Genomic DNA, 14,442 nt, shown 5'->3' with positions numbered 1-14,442 from the left:
CCCGGCGTGCTCAACGGCGGCGCCGGGCGGACGATGGGCCCGTCAGGTCGACGGATCGACCGGGCAGGGTCCACGGAGGGGGCGCCCATGGCGCACGAGCACGTCCGCGCACGTCGCGTGGCAGGGGTCACCCTGGCGTGGCTCGGGTGCGCCGGGCTGGCGGTCTCGATGGCGCGCGCGATGACGTGGGACGGCGGGGAGGCCGCCCCGCCGGGGGCGTGCGTCGTGAGCCGGATCAGCGTCGGCTACGACGTCGACTACGACGCGGCGCTCGGTGGCTACGCCGTGACGCGGGCCTCGCTGTCGGGCGTCCCGGACGGCTGCGCGGGCCGGGAGGTCGCGCTCACGCTGCGGGGCCCCGGCGACCGGGCGCTCGCCGAGGCACGCACGCCGGTGACCGCCCCGAGCACGGTCGTGGCGCTCGACGGCACCGTGGTGCCCGCCGAGGACGTCGCCGGCGTGTCGCTGGCCCTCGTGACGGACACCCCGGCCGTCGGCTGAGGGCCGCGCTCAGAGCTCCGTGAGCGCCGGGAGCTTCGCGGCGCGGGTGTCGCCCGACGACCGGCCGCGCAGCCGCCGGGTCGCCCACGGGTAGGCGTACAGCCGCACCCAGCGGGCGTCGAGGCGCGCCTGCTGCGCGCGGGGGAGGCGCGGCAGCGGGGCCAGCGGCTCGTCCCACGCCGGGTCGTCCGGCTCGATCCCCAGGGCGGCGAGCGCGCCCTGGGCGACCCGGGCGTGGGACTCCGTGGTCAGGTGGATCCGGTCCGGCGCCCACATCCGCAGGTCGCGCAGGTGCCGCATGCCCCACAGGTCCAGCACGTGCGCCCCGTGGCGGCGCGCGATCGACCACAGGTGGGCGTTGAACACGCCGACCCGCGGACGCGTCGTGGAGACCAGCGGGGACCCCGAGGAGTCGAAGCCGGTGGCGAGCAGCACGTCCGCGCCGGTGCTCCGGACGAGCGCGACCGCACGCTCCAGGTCCCGCGCCAGGCGGTCCGGGTCGGCGCCCGGGCGCAGGATGTCGTTCCCGCCGCCGACGAGGCTGACCAGGTCCGGGCCGAGCTCCAGCGCCCGTGGCAGCTGCTCGGCGACGATCGGGCGCAGCAGCCGGCCGCGCACCGCGAGGTTGGCGTAGCGCAGCGCCGGGAGCCCGGCCGCGCGCCGCCGGTCGGACAGCAGGCCGGCGAGCACGTCGGCCCAGCCGCGCACGGGGCCGTCCTCGCCCTCGGGCGTGTCCCACAGGCCCTCGGTGAACGAGTCGCCGATCGCGACGTAGCGCTCCCAGCGCGGCGGTGCGCCGTCGTGGGCCGGGTCGGCGCCGGCCGCGGGCTGCTGGCCGGTGGTGCGTGCGGGTCCCCTGCTGTCGTGCGTCCTCACCCCCGCAGTGTGCCCCCGGCGGCCCGGGTGTGTCAGAGGTTCCGACGCCGGCCGCGGCCGCGGGCCGGTCGTCTCAGGGCAGCGACCAGTCGACGGGGTCCGCCCCCAGCTCGGCGAGCAGCGCGTTCACGCGGGAGAACGGCCGGGAGCCGAAGAACCCGCGGCTCGCGGACAGGGGGCTCGGGTGGGCGCTGGCCACGACGGGCACGTCCCCGAGCGCGGGTCGCAGCGACTGCGCGTCGCGGCCCCACAGCACGGCGACCAGCGGGCCGCCCCGCTCGACGAGCGCCGCGATCGCACGGTCGGTCACGGCCTCCCAGCCCCTGCCGCGGTGCGAGGCGGGCTCGCCGGGGCGCACCGTCAGCACCCGGTTGAGCATCATGACGCCGCGGTCCGCCCACGGGGACAGGTCCCCGGTGGTGGGCGCGGGGACCCCGAGGTCGGCCTGCAGCTCGGTGAAGATGTTGGCGAGCGACCGCGGCAGCGGCCGGACGTGCGGCTGCACGGAGAACGACAGCCCCATCGGGTGGCCGGGGGTCGGGTAGGGGTCCTGGCCGACCACCAGCACGCGCACGTCCGCGAGCGGCCGGGTGAAGGCGCGCAGCACGTCCGGCCCGGCGGGCAGGTAGCCCCGCCCGGCGGCGACCTCGGCCCGCAGGAACTCCCCGGCGGCGTGCACCCGGTCCTCGACCGGGGCGAGCGCGGCGGCCCAGTCGGCGGCGACGAGCTCGGACAGCGGTGCGGCGGGGCTCACGGCGACCCACGCTAGCGGACCGCCCCGTGGCCCCCGCGACGAATGACAGCCGTGTCATTCCGGCCGTACGATGGGCGGCGGACCGGATGGCGGCAGGCACGGGAGGGCACGGATGGACGCGACGGCGGGGCTCGACCTCGGCACGGCCGCCCGGCCCGCCCTCGTCGCGGTCGACGGCGGCGCCGACGCCGACGGGCTCAGCGAGCGCGACCAGCAGGTGCTGGCGTTCGAGCGGCAGTGGTGGAAGTACGCCGGCGCCAAGGAGCAGGCCATCCGCGAGCTGTTCGACATGTCGGCCACCCGGTACTACCAGGTGCTCAACGCGCTGATCGACTCGCCGGCCGCCCTCGCGCACGACCCGATGCTCGTCAAGCGGCTCCGGCGCATGCGGTCCACCCGGCAGCGGGCGCGGTCCGCCCGCCGCCTCGGCGCCGACGCCTGACCCGCGCGGCGTGCTGGACCGTCCCGCCAGGCTGAGCCGTTAGCCTGTCCGCCGTGACCAAGGCCAGCTCCCGCTTCCCGGAGGACGAGTTCGACGCCGGTCCGGCGCAGGACGCACCGATCGGCGTGCACCGTGCACCCCGGAGCTGGTGGAGCCGGTGGTGGCCGTTCGTCGCGGTGGTCGTGGTCGTGCCGGCCCTGACGGTGTCGGCCGTGCTGTGGGCCGCGTCCTGGGACGGCAAGCTGCCCGTGATCGGCGGGGGCGACGACACGAACGCCTCGGCGCCCCCCTCGTCGTCCGGCCCCGCCGCGAGCCCGGACGACACGGGCGGCGCCCCGGCGCCGGAGGAGACCGGGGACGCCCCGGTCGAGGAGGTCCCGCCGCCCGCCCCCGACCTGTCCGTGCCGGTCCGCGTGCTCAACGCCGCGAACATCAGCGGGCTCGCCGGCGGTGCCGCGGAGCAGCTCGAGGGCGCCGGCTTCACCGACGTCACGGCCGGGAACGGCAACGCCGGCGGGAGCACCGCCTCCACGGTGTTCTACGCGAACGCCGACCTCGCGGTCACCGCGCAGCAGGTCGCGGCCACGCTCGGCCTGACGAACGTGGTCGAGTCGGCCGAGGTCGCGGACCAGGGCGTCGTCGTGCTCCTGCTGGCCGACTTCGCGGGCTGAAGGTCCGGCCGCCTCTTCCGCCCGTGAGGGGGCGCGGCTACGCTCGGCGCGTCGCGGTGCCTGCCCGCCGGCCCGCCGGGGGACGGGGGCCGTCGGCGACCGGTCACGTCGTCATCAGGAGCACCGCATGCCGCAGGGAACCGTCAAGTGGTTCAACGCCGAGAAGGGCTACGGGTTCATCACCCCGGCCGACGGCGGCCAGGACCTGTTCGTCCACTTCAGCGCCATCCAGACGAACGGCTACCGGACCCTCGAGGAGGGTCAGTCGGTGGACTTCGAGGTCGGCCAGGGCACCAAGGGCCCCCAGGCCGAGCAGGTGCGCCCGCTCTGAGAGCCCCGGCCGTCGGCGCGCCGGGTCAGCCGTCCAGCGCGCCGACGGCCAGCACCACGCACGCCGCGGTCCACGCCAGCGGGGCGACCGCCGCGGGTGAGCCGTCCGCGAGCACCTTCTCCGGCAGCGCGCCGAGCGTCGTCCGGTGGGCGTCGAGCCAGTCCAGCCGGGCCCGCGCCTCGTCCGGCCGGCCGTTCTCCGCGGCCACCAGGGCGTAGAGCGAGGTCTGCGGCGTCCAGGAGATGCCGTCGCGCTTCCACGCCGCCCCGGGCGCGAGGCCGCCCGCGGGACGTGCCATCGCCTCCGCCGAGGCCTGCCACGCGTCGAGCGCCCCGGTCAGCGGCTCCGGCTGGAACGGGGGCAGGACGAACGCGCTCGCGGCGTCCGGGACGCTTCCGCCGGCGTACCGGCCGTACGCGGTGTCGTCGCCGAACTCCCGCTCGACGGCGCCCCGGGTGCGCCCGGCGGCCTCCCGGGCGGCGGCCGCAGCCCCGTCCTCGCCGAGCAGCTCCAGGAGCGCCGGCGCCGACTCGAGGCCCGCGAGCAGCGGCGCGACCGTCCCGAGGGTCAGCTCGTCCTCCGCGACCTCCCAGTAGTCCGGGGAGGCGGGCGGCAGGCCGTCGTCGGCGGTGAGCGCGACCGCGCCGGCGGCGGACCGCGTCACGAGCCCGCGGAGCCGCTCGGCCACCGCCCGGCGCCGGTCCGCGGGCTGGGCGTCGACCACCTCGCCGGCCGCCCACAGCGCCCAGCCCGTGCCGTCGGTCTGCGGCGCGCGGCCGTCCGGCGGCCCGGACCCGTCGGGCAGGTACCGCGCCTCGAACGAGCCGTCGGGCGCCTGCACCCGGTCGAGGAAGCCGAGCACGTCCAGGGCGTCGTTGCCGTGCCCCGTCCGGGCCAGCGCGACCGCGACGAACGCGGCGTCGCGGGGCCACACGTAGCGCCACCGGTCGGTCCATGCTGCCACCGCCGCCCCGTCCGGCAGCAGCAGGGTGTGCAGGTCGAGCAGCGCGTCGGCGACCATGTCCGCGTACGGCCCGTCGGCCCCGCCGGGCAGGGAGCCGGAGGCGAGCCACGCCCGCTGCTCCTCCGCGAGCGCGTCGTCCGCGCGCGTGCCCGGGACGTCCAGCACGCGGGTGCCGTCGTGCAGCGCCGCCGGTGACCCGACCGGGACGTCCACCACGGCGCCGGTGGCGTCGAGGGCCACGCCCTGGGCGTAGAGCGGCAGCGACGCGTCCCGCGGCCCCGACGCGCCCCACGCCACGAGTCCCGTGCCCAGCGCGGCCAGCAGCACGACGGCGGTGGTGCGGCGAGCGGGCATGCGCGGCAGGCTACCGGCCCGGACGCGTCCGCCGAGGGCGGAGCGCCTTGCACTCACCAGGGTCGAGTGCTAACCATTGGTGTTAGCACTCTCGGGTCGAGAGTGACAGAATGACAACCCAGGCCGACCCGGTGAGGTCGCACCGCCCGACGGGACATGACCGACGGGCCGGAGCGACCGTCCGTCGCGGGCACCGACCGGCCGAACCACGAGCCAGAGTGAAGGATCGATAGCCCCATGGCCAAGATCATTGCCTTCAACGAGGAGGCCCGTCGCGGCATCGAGCGGGGTCTGAACACCCTCGCCGACACCGTCAAGGTCACCCTCGGCCCCAAGGGCCGCAACGTCGTCCTGGACAAGAAGTGGGGCGCCCCCACGATCACCAACGACGGTGTCTCCATCGCCAAGGAGATCGAGCTCGAGGACCCGTTCGAGAAGATCGGCGCGGAGCTCGTCAAGGAGGTCGCCAAGAAGACCGACGACGTCGCGGGTGACGGCACCACCACCGCCACCGTGCTCGCCCAGGCGCTGGTGCGCGAGGGCCTGCGCAACGTCGCGGCCGGCGCGAACCCCATCGCCCTCAAGCGCGGCATCGAGCAGGCCGTCGAGGCCGTCACCGCCGCCCTGCTGGAGCAGGCGAAGGAGATCGAGACCAAGGACGAGATCGCCGCCACGGCGTCCATCTCGGCCGGCGACAGCGCGATCGGCGAGCTCATCGCCGAGGCGCTCGACAAGGTCGGCAAGGAGGGCGTCATCACGGTCGAGGAGTCCAACGCCCTCGGCCTGGAGCTCGAGCTCACGGAGGGCATGCGCTTCGACAAGGGCTTCCTGTCGGCGTACTTCGTGACCGACCCGGAGCGCCAGGAGGCCGTCCTCGAGGACGCCTACGTGCTGCTCGTCGAGTCGAAGATCTCGAACGTCAAGGACCTGCTGCCGCTGCTGGAGAAGGTCATCCAGTCCGGCAAGCCGCTGTTCATCGTCGCCGAGGACGTCGAGGGCGAGGCCCTGGCCACGCTCGTCGTCAACAAGATCCGCGGCACCTTCAAGTCCGTCGCCGTCAAGGCCCCGGGCTTCGGCGACCGCCGCAAGGCGATGCTGCAGGACATGGCCATCCTCACGGGCGGCCAGGTCGTGTCCGAGACCGTCGGCCTCAAGCTCGACACCGTCGGCCTCGAGGTCCTCGGCACCGCGCGCAAGATCGTCGTGACCAAGGACGAGACCACGATCGTCGAGGGTGCCGGCGACGCCGCGCAGATCGCCGGTCGCGTGAACCAGATCCGCGCGGAGATCGACAACTCCGACTCGGACTACGACCGCGAGAAGCTCCAGGAGCGCCTCGCCAAGCTGGCCGGCGGTGTGGCCGTCATCAAGGCCGGTGCGGCGACCGAGGTCGAGCTCAAGGAGCGCAAGCACCGCATCGAGGACGCCGTGCGCAACGCCAAGGCGGCCGTCGAGGAGGGCATCGTCGCCGGTGGTGGCGTGGCGCTCATCCAGGCCGGTGCCGTCGCGTTCGAGAAGCTCGAGCTCACCGGTGACGAGGCGACCGGCGCGAACATCGTGAAGGTCGCGATCGACGCCCCGCTCAAGCAGATCGCGGTCAACGCGGGCCTCGAGGGCGGCGTCGTGGCGGAGAAGGTGCGCAACCTCCCGTCCGGCCAGGGCCTGAACGCCGCGACCGGCGTGTACGAGGACCTGCTGGCCGCGGGCGTCAACGACCCGGTCAAGGTCACCCGCTCCGCGCTGCAGAACGCGGCGTCCATCGCGGCGCTGTTCCTCACCACGGAGGCGGTCGTCGCCGACAAGCCGGAGAAGGCCGCGCCGGCCGCTCCGGACGCCGGTGGCATGGGCGGCATGGACTTCTGAGCCACGCCGCACGCGGGCGCTGAGCGTCCGCACCGCACGCACGACGGGCCGGTCACCCCTCCGGGGGTGGCCGGCCCGCCGCGTACCCGCCCCGGGCGTGTGCCCGCCCCCGGGCGCGTGCCCACCCCCGGGCGCGTGCCCGCCCTCTGGCGCGAGTTCGGCACTCCGAGTCGAGTTCGGCAGCTGCAGCTGCCGAACTCGCACGCATACTGCCGAACTCGCCGGGCCGGACGGGGCGGGCGGCGTGGGGGGTGGGTCAGGTCGGGCGGGGGCGGTCGCGGGCCGGGACGCGCAGGCCCGAGGCGCGCAGGCGGCGGATGAGCTCGCCCGCGGAGACCGGCTCGGCGCCGAGCGCCACGAGGGCGGCGTGCCGGTCGTCGGGCACGTCGTAGTGGTCGAGGTCGAACGCGCGCCGGGGCAGCCCGGCGCGCGCGGCGAACGCGTGCAGCTCGTCCAGCGACGTGTCGCTCACGAGGTGCGACCAGGTGCGGCCGTGCCGCGGCCAGAGCGGCGGGTCGACGAGGACCGTCACGCCCCGGGCCGCACCGGGTGCCGGTCGGCGGCCGTGGCCTCAGCGGACCCGGCCGGGCCGGCCGAACCCGCGGCGTCCGGCCCCGCGACGCCCTCGGCAGCGGCGCCCTGGCCCGTGGCGCCGTCCTCGAGCTCAGCGAGCACCTTGTCGAGCTTGTGGAGCTCCGCGCCGAGGTTCTGCCGGGCGGGCTCCTCCCACGCGGCGCCCAGGGGGCTGACGAACAGGCTGGGCCGGCCGAGGAGCTTGCGGACGATGCGCTGCCTCGCGCGGATGTAGTCCGCCATGGGGATGTCGGCGTACTCCTCGCGGACGTCGTGCAGGTACGCCTTGTAGCGCTGCGGCTCGGCGGCCAGCATCGCGAGGTCGGCGTCGCAGAGCACGGCGCAGTCGAAGTCGGCGGGGTCGGCGCTGTGCCGGACCAGGGCGATCACGAGCTGGTGGACGCGCTCGACCCGGTCGGCGGGGACTCCCAGCCCCGTGAGCTGCTCGCGGGCGAGGACGCCCGAGGCGACCTCGTCCTCGCCGCCGCGGTTGGCGTACGCCGCGACGTGCGCCGCGTCGAACACGGCGCCGTGGTACCAGGCCGCGAGCCGGACCAGGTCGGGTTCGTGCGTCTCCTCGGCGAGCTCGTCGACGCGGGCGAGCACGTCGGTCAGGTGCCGGAGGTTGTGGTACGTCCGCCCGGGTCCGGTCCAGCGGCCGACGAGGTCCGCCCCGACCTCCCGGATCTCGTCCGGCGGTGCGGTCGCCCCCGCACCCTGCGCGCTGCGGACGAACGCGGACAACAGCCACTGTGGCGCGTCGTAGACGCCCATGGACAAGCCTCACTGCACCAGACGACCCTGCTCGGACGCGCCATCGTAGCCCCAAGCCCGGACGGCCGCGCACGCGGGTCCGGTCAGTCGCCCGGGTGATCCTGTGACGTGCGCGAGCTCCCGGACCCGCCCGCGGGGAGCGCCACGCGGACGGTCGCCCCGCCGCCGGGCGTCGCGGTGATCGCGACCTCGCCGTGGTGCGCCTCGACGATCGCCGCGACGATCGCCATGCCGAGCCCGGCGCCGCCGCCGGTGCCGTTGCCCTCGCGGGTGCGGGACGCGTCGACCCGGTAGAACCGCTCGAACACGCGGTGGGCGTGCTCGGGGGCGATGCCGGGTCCGTGGTCGCGCACCTCGACGACCACGCGGTCCCCGAGCCGCCCGACCGACAGCTCCGCCGGCGAGCCGGCCGGGGTGTGGCGCGCGACGTTGCCGATGAGGTTCGCCAGCACCTGCCGCAGCCGGGGCTCGTCGCCGACCACGACCGACGGTCCTGCCGACGCGCCGGCGAGCGAGCCGACGCGCACCTCGCGGGTCGGGTCGAGTGCGCGCAGGTCGTGGGCGGCGTCGGTCGTGAGGACGGCGAGGTCGACCGTGTCGGTGCGCCCGGGCCGGTTCGCGTCCAGGCGCGCCAGGGCGAGCAGGTCCTCGACGAGCCCGCCCATGCGGGTGGCCGACTGCTCGATGCGGCGCATCGTGTCGTCCACCTGCTCCTTCTCGGTGAGCGCGCCCATCCGGTACAGCTCGCCGTACCCGCGGATCGCCGCGAGCGGGGTCCGCAGCTCGTGCGACGCGTCCGCGACGAACCGGCGCATCCGCTCCTCGGAGCGGGTCCGGTCGTCGAACGCCGCCTCGATCTGGCTGAGCATGGTGTTGAGCGCGGCGCCGAGCCGGCCGACCTCCGTGGTCTCCGGGGCGGGCGGCACGCGCTCGGACAGGTCCCCGGCGGCGATGCGCGCGGCCGTGGTCTCGATCTCCCGCAGCCCGCGCAGCGACCGCCGCACGGCCCAGCCGCCGACGACGACGCCGATGACGAGGATCGACAGGGCGCTCGACCACAGCAGCAGCGCGGCGCGGCGCACGATGTCCTGCACCTCGCCGAGCGGCTGCGCGAGCATCACGTACCCGACGACCGTCTTCCCCTCGTCGCCCGTGGAGGCGGTGATCGGCGACAGCGCGACCCGCCACGACGAGCCGCGCAGGTCGCTGCCGACCGTGAAGAACGTGGTGCCGCCGGTCAGCCGGGAGGCGTCGACGGACGGCAGCCGCGGCGTGCCGAAGTCCTCGCGGGTGTCCTCCGTCGGGGTCACGTCGCCGGCCTCGCCGAAGATCTCGGCGCGCAGGGCGTAGTCGATCGCGCCCCAGCCGGTCTCGTCGTCCAGCACGGAGAGCGTGCCGTACTGGTGGTAGATCTGCGCGATCGAGTTCCCGTAGACGCGGTTGTTGGCGTCGAGCTTGGTGTCGACCTGCTTGACCAGGTAGTCCGACAGGAGCGTGGTCGTCACGGCGCCGGCGATCCCGAGCCCGGTGGCGAGCAGCACGGTGGTGATCCCGACGAGTCGGGCGAGCAGGGGGGTGCGCGCCCAGGCCGCGCGCAGCGGGGCCACAAGCCGGTCGGTGGCGGTCTGCGCGTCCTGCGCGTCGGCGGGGGCGGTCCCGCTCCCGGGGGGTGCGCCCGCGGCTGCCGGGCCGGCCGGCGCCGCGCCCGCCTGCGCCCCGCCCGCCGGCGGGCGGCGGTCCTGCTCGGGCCCGGCCGTCACGACCCGCTCGGCTTGCGCAGCATGTACCCCACGCCGCGCTTGGTCTGGATCAGGGGCGCGACCTTGGTGCCGTCGGGGAGCGTCACCTGGTCGACCTTGCGGCGCAGGTACGAGATGTACGACTCGACGATGTTCGCGTCGCCGCCCCAGTCGTACTGCCAGACGTGGTCGAGGATCTGCGCCTTCGACAGCACGCGGCCCGGGTTGAGCAGCAGGTAGCGCAGCAGCTTGAACTCGGTGGGGGACAGGTCCACGACCTGCCCGGCGCGGCGGACCTCGTGGCTGTCCTCGTCGAGCTCCAGGTCCTCGTAGCTCAGCACGCTCGCGGCGACGACCTCGCCCACGGCGGTGCGGCGCAGCACGGCGCGGATGCGGGCCACGACCTCCTCGAGGCTGAACGGCTTGGTGACGTAGTCGTCGCCGCCGACGGTGAGGCCGGTGATCTTGTCGGCGGTCTCGTCGCGCGCTGTGAGGAAGACGACGGGCACGTGCTGGCCCTTCTCCCGCAGCCGCCGGGTCACGGTGAAGCCGTCCATGTCCGGCAGCATCACGTCGAGCACCAGCAGGTCGGGCTGCACCTGCTTGGCGAGGCGCAGCGCGGTGCCCCCGTCGGCGGCGGCGTGCACCTCGAACCCGGCGAAGCGCAGGGAGGTGGCGAGCAGCTCGCGGATGTTCGGCTCGTCGTCGACGACGAGGAGCCGTGCCTCGGGGGTGTGCGGTGCGGCGGTCACCGTCTCAGTGTGCGCCCGGTTCCTGGATGCTGCCTGGGAGCGCGCTGGTCGTGACCGCGGCGCGGTACGGTGCTGCCTCGTGAGTGCCGACTCCCCCACGACCCCCGTCCTCACCGTCGTCCAGCTCGACGAGACCGCGCCGCTGGACCGGTTCTCCGACGCGCTGCCCGGGGTGCAGGTGCGCCTGGTGCGCGCGCACGCGGGCGAGGTCCCCTCCGGCGTGCGCGACGGCCTGCTGGTGCTCGGCGGGGAGACCAACGCCTACGACGACGCGCCGGCGGTCGCGACCACGCGCGCGCTGCTGGCGGACGCGGTGGCGGCCGGCGTCCCCGTGCTCGGCATCTGCCTCGGCGCGCAGCTGCTCGCGGTGGCCGCCGGCGGCCGGGTGCACGTCGACGCGCCCCCGGGGCGCGAGGCCGGCGTGGTCGACGTGCGCTGGCGCCCGGAGGCCGCGGCGGACCCGCTGCTCGGCGCGCTGGCCACCGACGCCGGGCGGAGCACCCCCATGCCGACGATGCACGGCGACGCCATCGTCGACCTGCCCCGGGGCGCGACCTGGCTCGCCGCCTCCCGCACCTACCCGTACCAGGCCTTCCGCGTGGGCGAGCGCGCGTGGGGTCTGCAGTTCCACCCGGAGGCGTCGCCCGCGACGATGCACCGCTGGGCGGAGCTCGCCGGCGACGCGGACGTCGCGGCGATCGACGCCGCGGTGGCGGCCGCCGACGCCCGGGTGCTCGTGGACGGCCGGCGCATCGCGGAGACCTTCGCCCGGCTCGTCGTCGCCCGGGCGTCGGAGACCGCCGCCGCCTGAGCCCCGCACGCGCCACGGCCCGGCCGCCCCTCGCGGGGTGACCGGGCCGTCGAGCGTCCGGGGTGGGACCCGGGTCAGGCCTCGATCTGCGGCGTGACCGGCGTCGTCCCGAGCTGCTGCGGCCGGCCGCCGGACTTCAGCGCGGCGAGTCGCGCCTCGATCTCGATCTCCTCGCCCGAGGCCTCGAGCTCGGCGAACTGCGCGTCGAGCGACGACGCCGCGATCTCCGCCTGGCCCATCGCGAGGGCCTCCTCGCGGCGCACCTTCTCCTCGAAGCGGGCGAGCTCGCTCGTCGGGTCGAGCACGTTGATCGAGGAGATCGCCGTCTGCACGGTCTGCTGCGCCTGCGCCGACTTCTGCCGCGCCACCAGGGTGTCCCGGCGCTGCTTGAGCTGGCCCAGCTTGTCCTTCATCTGAGCCAGGCCGGACTTGAGCTTCTCGACCGTCTCGCGCTGCGACGCGATGATCGGCTCGGAGTCGCGGACCTCGCCCTCGGCGGCGATCTGCTTGCCGAGCGCGACCTTGGCCAGGTTGTCGAACTTGTCGGCGTTCGCCGCGTCGCCCGCCTGGCGGTACTGGTCGGCGCGCGACGACGCGGCCAGCGCCTTGGCACCCCACTCGCGGGCCGCGGCGACGTCCTCGTTGTAGTCCTGCTCCGCCAGGCGCAGGTTGCCGATCGTCTGCGCGATCGCCTTCTCGGCCTCCGCGATCGAGTTCGTGTAGTCCCGGACCAGCTGGTCCAGCATCTTCTGGGGGTCCTCGGCCTGGTCGATCAGGGCGTTGATGTTCGCCCGAGCGAGCTGGGTGATCCGCCCGAAGATGCTCTGCTTCTCCGTCATCGCCTGGTGCCTCTCTCGTGTGGTGCGCCTGCCGAACATGATCAGAACCCGCCGCCCCGGCCGCCCCCGCCGAAGCCGCCGCCGTGGCCGCCGCCCCCGAAGCCCCCGCCGCCGCCGTGCGCGCCGCCGCCGCCCCAGCCGCCGCCCCCGCCGCGCAGGATCGAGTCGATGATGATGCCGCCCAGCACCATCCCGCCGATGTCGCCGAGACCGCCGCCGCCCCCGCCCCGCGGGCCGCCGCGTCGCTGCTCGTCGTACCAGTCGACGTCGCGCTGGGCGAGCGACTGCGCCTCGCGGACGAGCCGCTCCGCCTGCTGCGCCGCCACCAGGCCCTGCTCCGGGTCGGTCTCCCGCTGGTCCACCGCGGCGCGGAACAGCCGGTGGGCCTCCGCGAGGCGGGTGCGGGCCTCCGGGCCGACGGCGCCGCGGCGGGTCTCCACGTAGTCGGTGGTGCCGCGCAGGGCGGAGTCCACGCGGCCGAGCGTCTGCTCGAGCAGCTGCCGGGAGCGCGCGGCGCGGTCCTGCGCCTCGCGCATCGGCGCGAGCGCCTGGTCGATCGCGGCCTCGGCGTCCGTGATGGTCGCGAGCGCGGCGAGCGGGTCGCCCTGCCCGTCGCGGGCGGCGCGCGCGGTGGCGATCGCGGCGCGGGCGGCCTCGGCGCGGGCCGACACCTCCGGGTGCCGGGGCGCGAGCCGGTCGGCGTCCTCGAGGTCCGAGCCGATCGACGCGACGGCCGCGTCCAGCCGCGCGCCGATGGTGGCGAGGTCCGTGCCCGCGCGGTCGACGGCGTCCAGCAGCGTCGTGACCTGCCCGAGCGCCTCCTCGGCGGCGCGGGCGTACCGCACGGCGATGCCGCGGTCACCCGCGGCGACGGCCTGGCGCCCCTGCCCGATCGCCGTGCCCACCTCGTCGAGCAGCCGCAGCGCCTGGTCCGGGTTGCCGGTCACGGAGGCGAGCGAGGTGGCCGGGTAGGTCGCGGCGAGCGTGGCGAGCGTGCCGCGCGCGGCCTCGACGCGGGCGCGCAGGGCGGCGGCGACACGCTCGTGCGCGTCCAGCGCCTCGCCTGCACGCGACTCCACGTCCCGCAGGCGGTCGAACGCCTCCTTCTGCGCGTCGAGCGCGTCCGAGACCTGGTCGACGATCGCCAGGATGCGCCCGGCCGTCTGCCGCACCTGCGGCTCGGTGTCCGGGACGTCGTCGTCGAGCGTCTGACGGAGCCGGAACGCCTCGGTGACCTGGGCCTTCGCCTGGGCCAGGACCTGCTCGAACTCGCGGGTCGCGTCCGGGCCGAACTGCGCCTGGGCGAAGCCGAGCTCCTGCTCGGAGGACCGCAGGGCGTCGTCCGCGCCCACGAGCGCCGACGACGAGCGGCGGTCGAGCTCCGCGGTCGGCAGCTCGGCGTACGGGTCGACGGGGCGGCCCGGCGCCTGGGGACCCCCGGCACCGACGGGCGTCGTGAGGCGGGAGCGGCGGCGGGCGCTCGCCCAGCCGACCGCGGTGAGCACCGCGATGACCACGAGCCCGCCGACGAACAGCCAGCCCAGCGCCGACCCGCCGCCGCCCCCGGTCGCGGCCTCGCGGATGCCGTCGGCGGCGGTCACGGCGGCGCCCGACCAGTCGTCCTGACGCAGCCGGTCCTCGACGTCGGCGGCCACGCCGTCGAGCGCGCTGCCCGACAGCCCGTCCACCGACTCCGGCGCCAGCACGTACGAGCGCTGGTCGACGGCGACGGCCAGCACCATGTCCTGCGAGCCCAGGCCGGTCTGCTGCGCTGTCTGCTGGACCCAGTCCTCCCGGTCGAGGTTGCCGAAGTCGTCCACGTACACGACGTACAGCTGGTACGGGGTGGCCTCCGCGAGCTCGTCCAGCGCGGCCTGCACCGTGCCCTCGTCACCGCCCAGGACGCCCGCCTGGTCGGTGATCTCGCCGGCGAGCGCCAGCGGGTCGGTCGCCGGCACGACCGGGCCGGCGGGCGCGGACGCCGCGGCCACGGCCGGGGTCAGCGGGACGGGCGCCGCCGGGGCGGCCCCCACCAGGAGCGGTGCCGCGAGCAGCACGGGGACGAGCGGGAGGGCGGCGGACCAGCCACGGGACGACGACGGCACCCGACGATCCTTTCTCAGGGCGTGCACCCGTCGCAACGGAGGAACACGCGCCGCGGTTCCCGCTCCGCTCCCGCGCCCTCTCCCGCGCGCTCC

15 protein-coding genes are annotated in these 14,442 nt (G+C 75.9%); 6 read left to right on the top strand and 9 right to left on the bottom strand.

Going from position 1 to position 14,442, the window contains the following annotated elements:
* Window positions 1-117: 117 nt before the first annotated feature.
* Window positions 118-501, top strand: a complete 384-nt coding sequence (locus P9841_RS08175; RefSeq protein WP_283321558.1) for a hypothetical protein — start codon at window positions 118-120, stop codon at window positions 499-501.
* 9 nt (window positions 502-510) lie between these two features.
* Here P9841_RS08175 and P9841_RS08170 read toward each other — a convergent pair whose 3' ends face one another.
* Complete coding sequence (locus tag P9841_RS08170) at window positions 511-1,377, bottom strand: SGNH/GDSL hydrolase family protein (RefSeq protein WP_459349143.1); 867 nt, start codon at window positions 1,375-1,377, stop codon at window positions 511-513.
* A gap of 73 nt (window positions 1,378-1,450) precedes the next feature.
* Entirely contained in the window at window positions 1,451-2,131 is a 681-nt protein-coding gene (locus P9841_RS08165; RefSeq protein ID WP_283321557.1) for a uracil-DNA glycosylase, read from the bottom strand.
* A gap of 112 nt (window positions 2,132-2,243) precedes the next feature.
* Between P9841_RS08165 and napA the strand changes: the two genes are divergently transcribed.
* The 3 genes from napA (at window position 2,244) to P9841_RS08150 (ending at window position 3,575) form a co-directional block, all read left to right on the top strand.
* A complete protein-coding gene (gene napA, locus P9841_RS08160) occupies window positions 2,244-2,573 on the top strand; it encodes a nucleoid-associated protein NapA (protein ID WP_283321556.1) in 330 nt (109 codons plus the stop codon).
* 53 nt (window positions 2,574-2,626) lie between these two features.
* Entirely contained in the window at window positions 2,627-3,244 is a 618-nt protein-coding gene (locus P9841_RS08155; RefSeq protein WP_283321555.1) for a LytR C-terminal domain-containing protein, read from the top strand.
* Window positions 3,245-3,371: 127 nt separating this feature from the next.
* Window positions 3,372-3,575 carry a cold-shock protein gene (locus P9841_RS08150; protein ID WP_222171312.1) on the top strand — a complete coding sequence of 68 codons (204 nt, stop codon included), beginning with the start codon at window positions 3,372-3,374 and terminating at the stop codon, window positions 3,573-3,575.
* 25 nt (window positions 3,576-3,600) lie between these two features.
* Here P9841_RS08150 and P9841_RS08145 read toward each other — a convergent pair whose 3' ends face one another.
* Window positions 3,601-4,893, bottom strand: a complete 1,293-nt coding sequence (locus tag P9841_RS08145) for a glycoside hydrolase family 15 protein (protein WP_283321554.1) — start codon at window positions 4,891-4,893, stop codon at window positions 3,601-3,603.
* A gap of 237 nt (window positions 4,894-5,130) precedes the next feature.
* Here P9841_RS08145 and groL point away from each other — a divergent pair, with 237 nt between their 5' ends.
* Window positions 5,131-6,756 carry a chaperonin GroEL gene (gene groL, locus P9841_RS08140; protein ID WP_283321553.1) on the top strand — a complete coding sequence of 542 codons (1,626 nt, stop codon included), beginning with the start codon at window positions 5,131-5,133 and terminating at the stop codon, window positions 6,754-6,756.
* A gap of 256 nt (window positions 6,757-7,012) precedes the next feature.
* On the opposite strand, the gene P9841_RS08135 is transcribed toward groL, so the two are convergent.
* The 4 genes from P9841_RS08135 to P9841_RS08120 form a co-directional block, all read right to left on the bottom strand.
* Complete coding sequence (locus P9841_RS08135) at window positions 7,013-7,288, bottom strand: DUF4031 domain-containing protein (protein ID WP_283321552.1); 276 nt, start codon at window positions 7,286-7,288, stop codon at window positions 7,013-7,015.
* Window positions 7,285-8,103, bottom strand: coding sequence for an HD domain-containing protein (locus tag P9841_RS08130; RefSeq protein ID WP_283321551.1), 819 nt, complete (start codon window positions 8,101-8,103; stop codon window positions 7,285-7,287). The genes P9841_RS08135 and P9841_RS08130 overlap by 4 nt, the downstream gene beginning before the upstream one ends.
* 83 nt (window positions 8,104-8,186) lie before the next feature.
* Window positions 8,187-9,863 (bottom strand): sensor histidine kinase, encoded by a 1,677-nt coding sequence (locus P9841_RS08125; RefSeq protein ID WP_283321550.1) that lies wholly within the window; start codon window positions 9,861-9,863, stop codon window positions 8,187-8,189.
* Window positions 9,860-10,594 carry a response regulator transcription factor gene (locus P9841_RS08120; protein WP_283321549.1) on the bottom strand — a complete coding sequence of 245 codons (735 nt, stop codon included), beginning with the start codon at window positions 10,592-10,594 and terminating at the stop codon, window positions 9,860-9,862. Before P9841_RS08120 ends, P9841_RS08125 begins: the two co-directional genes overlap by 4 nt.
* A gap of 79 nt (window positions 10,595-10,673) precedes the next feature.
* Between P9841_RS08120 and P9841_RS08115 the strand changes: the two genes are divergently transcribed.
* Complete coding sequence (locus P9841_RS08115) at window positions 10,674-11,405, top strand: type 1 glutamine amidotransferase (RefSeq protein ID WP_283321548.1); 732 nt, start codon at window positions 10,674-10,676, stop codon at window positions 11,403-11,405.
* Window positions 11,406-11,479: 74 nt separating this feature from the next.
* On the opposite strand, the gene P9841_RS08110 is transcribed toward P9841_RS08115, so the two are convergent.
* Window positions 11,480-12,244 (bottom strand): PspA/IM30 family protein, encoded by a 765-nt coding sequence (locus P9841_RS08110; protein WP_283321547.1) that lies wholly within the window; start codon window positions 12,242-12,244, stop codon window positions 11,480-11,482.
* A gap of 41 nt (window positions 12,245-12,285) precedes the next feature.
* The gene (locus tag P9841_RS08105; protein ID WP_283321546.1) at window positions 12,286-14,349 is read right to left on the bottom strand and encodes a TPM domain-containing protein; all 2,064 of its coding nucleotides are present in this window, start codon (window positions 14,347-14,349) and stop codon (window positions 12,286-12,288) included.
* Between the last annotated feature and the right edge of the window lie 93 nt (window positions 14,350-14,442).

Source organism: Cellulomonas sp. ES6, assembly GCF_030053835.1.
Lineage (GTDB): Bacteria > Actinomycetota > Actinomycetes > Actinomycetales > Cellulomonadaceae > Cellulomonas.
This window is presented reverse-complemented; position numbering and strand designations above follow the sequence as displayed.

Bases quoted from the DNA above. Each gene is read 5' to 3' on its own strand.
- napA (WP_283321556.1), top strand. From the start codon at position 2,244: ATGGACGCGACGGCGGGGCTCGACCTCGGCACGGCCGCCCGGCCCGCC.
- P9841_RS08150 (WP_222171312.1), top strand. From the start codon at position 3,372: ATGCCGCAGGGAACCGTCAAGTGGTTCAACGCCGAGAAGGGCTACGGG.
- P9841_RS08145 (WP_283321554.1), bottom strand. From the start codon at position 4,893: ATGCCCGCTCGCCGCACCACCGCCGTCGTGCTGCTGGCCGCGCTGGGC.
- groL (WP_283321553.1), top strand. From the start codon at position 5,131: ATGGCCAAGATCATTGCCTTCAACGAGGAGGCCCGTCGCGGCATCGAG.
- P9841_RS08130 (WP_283321551.1), bottom strand. From the start codon at position 8,103: ATGGGCGTCTACGACGCGCCACAGTGGCTGTTGTCCGCGTTCGTCCGC.
- P9841_RS08110 (WP_283321547.1), bottom strand. From the start codon at position 12,244: ATGACGGAGAAGCAGAGCATCTTCGGGCGGATCACCCAGCTCGCTCGG.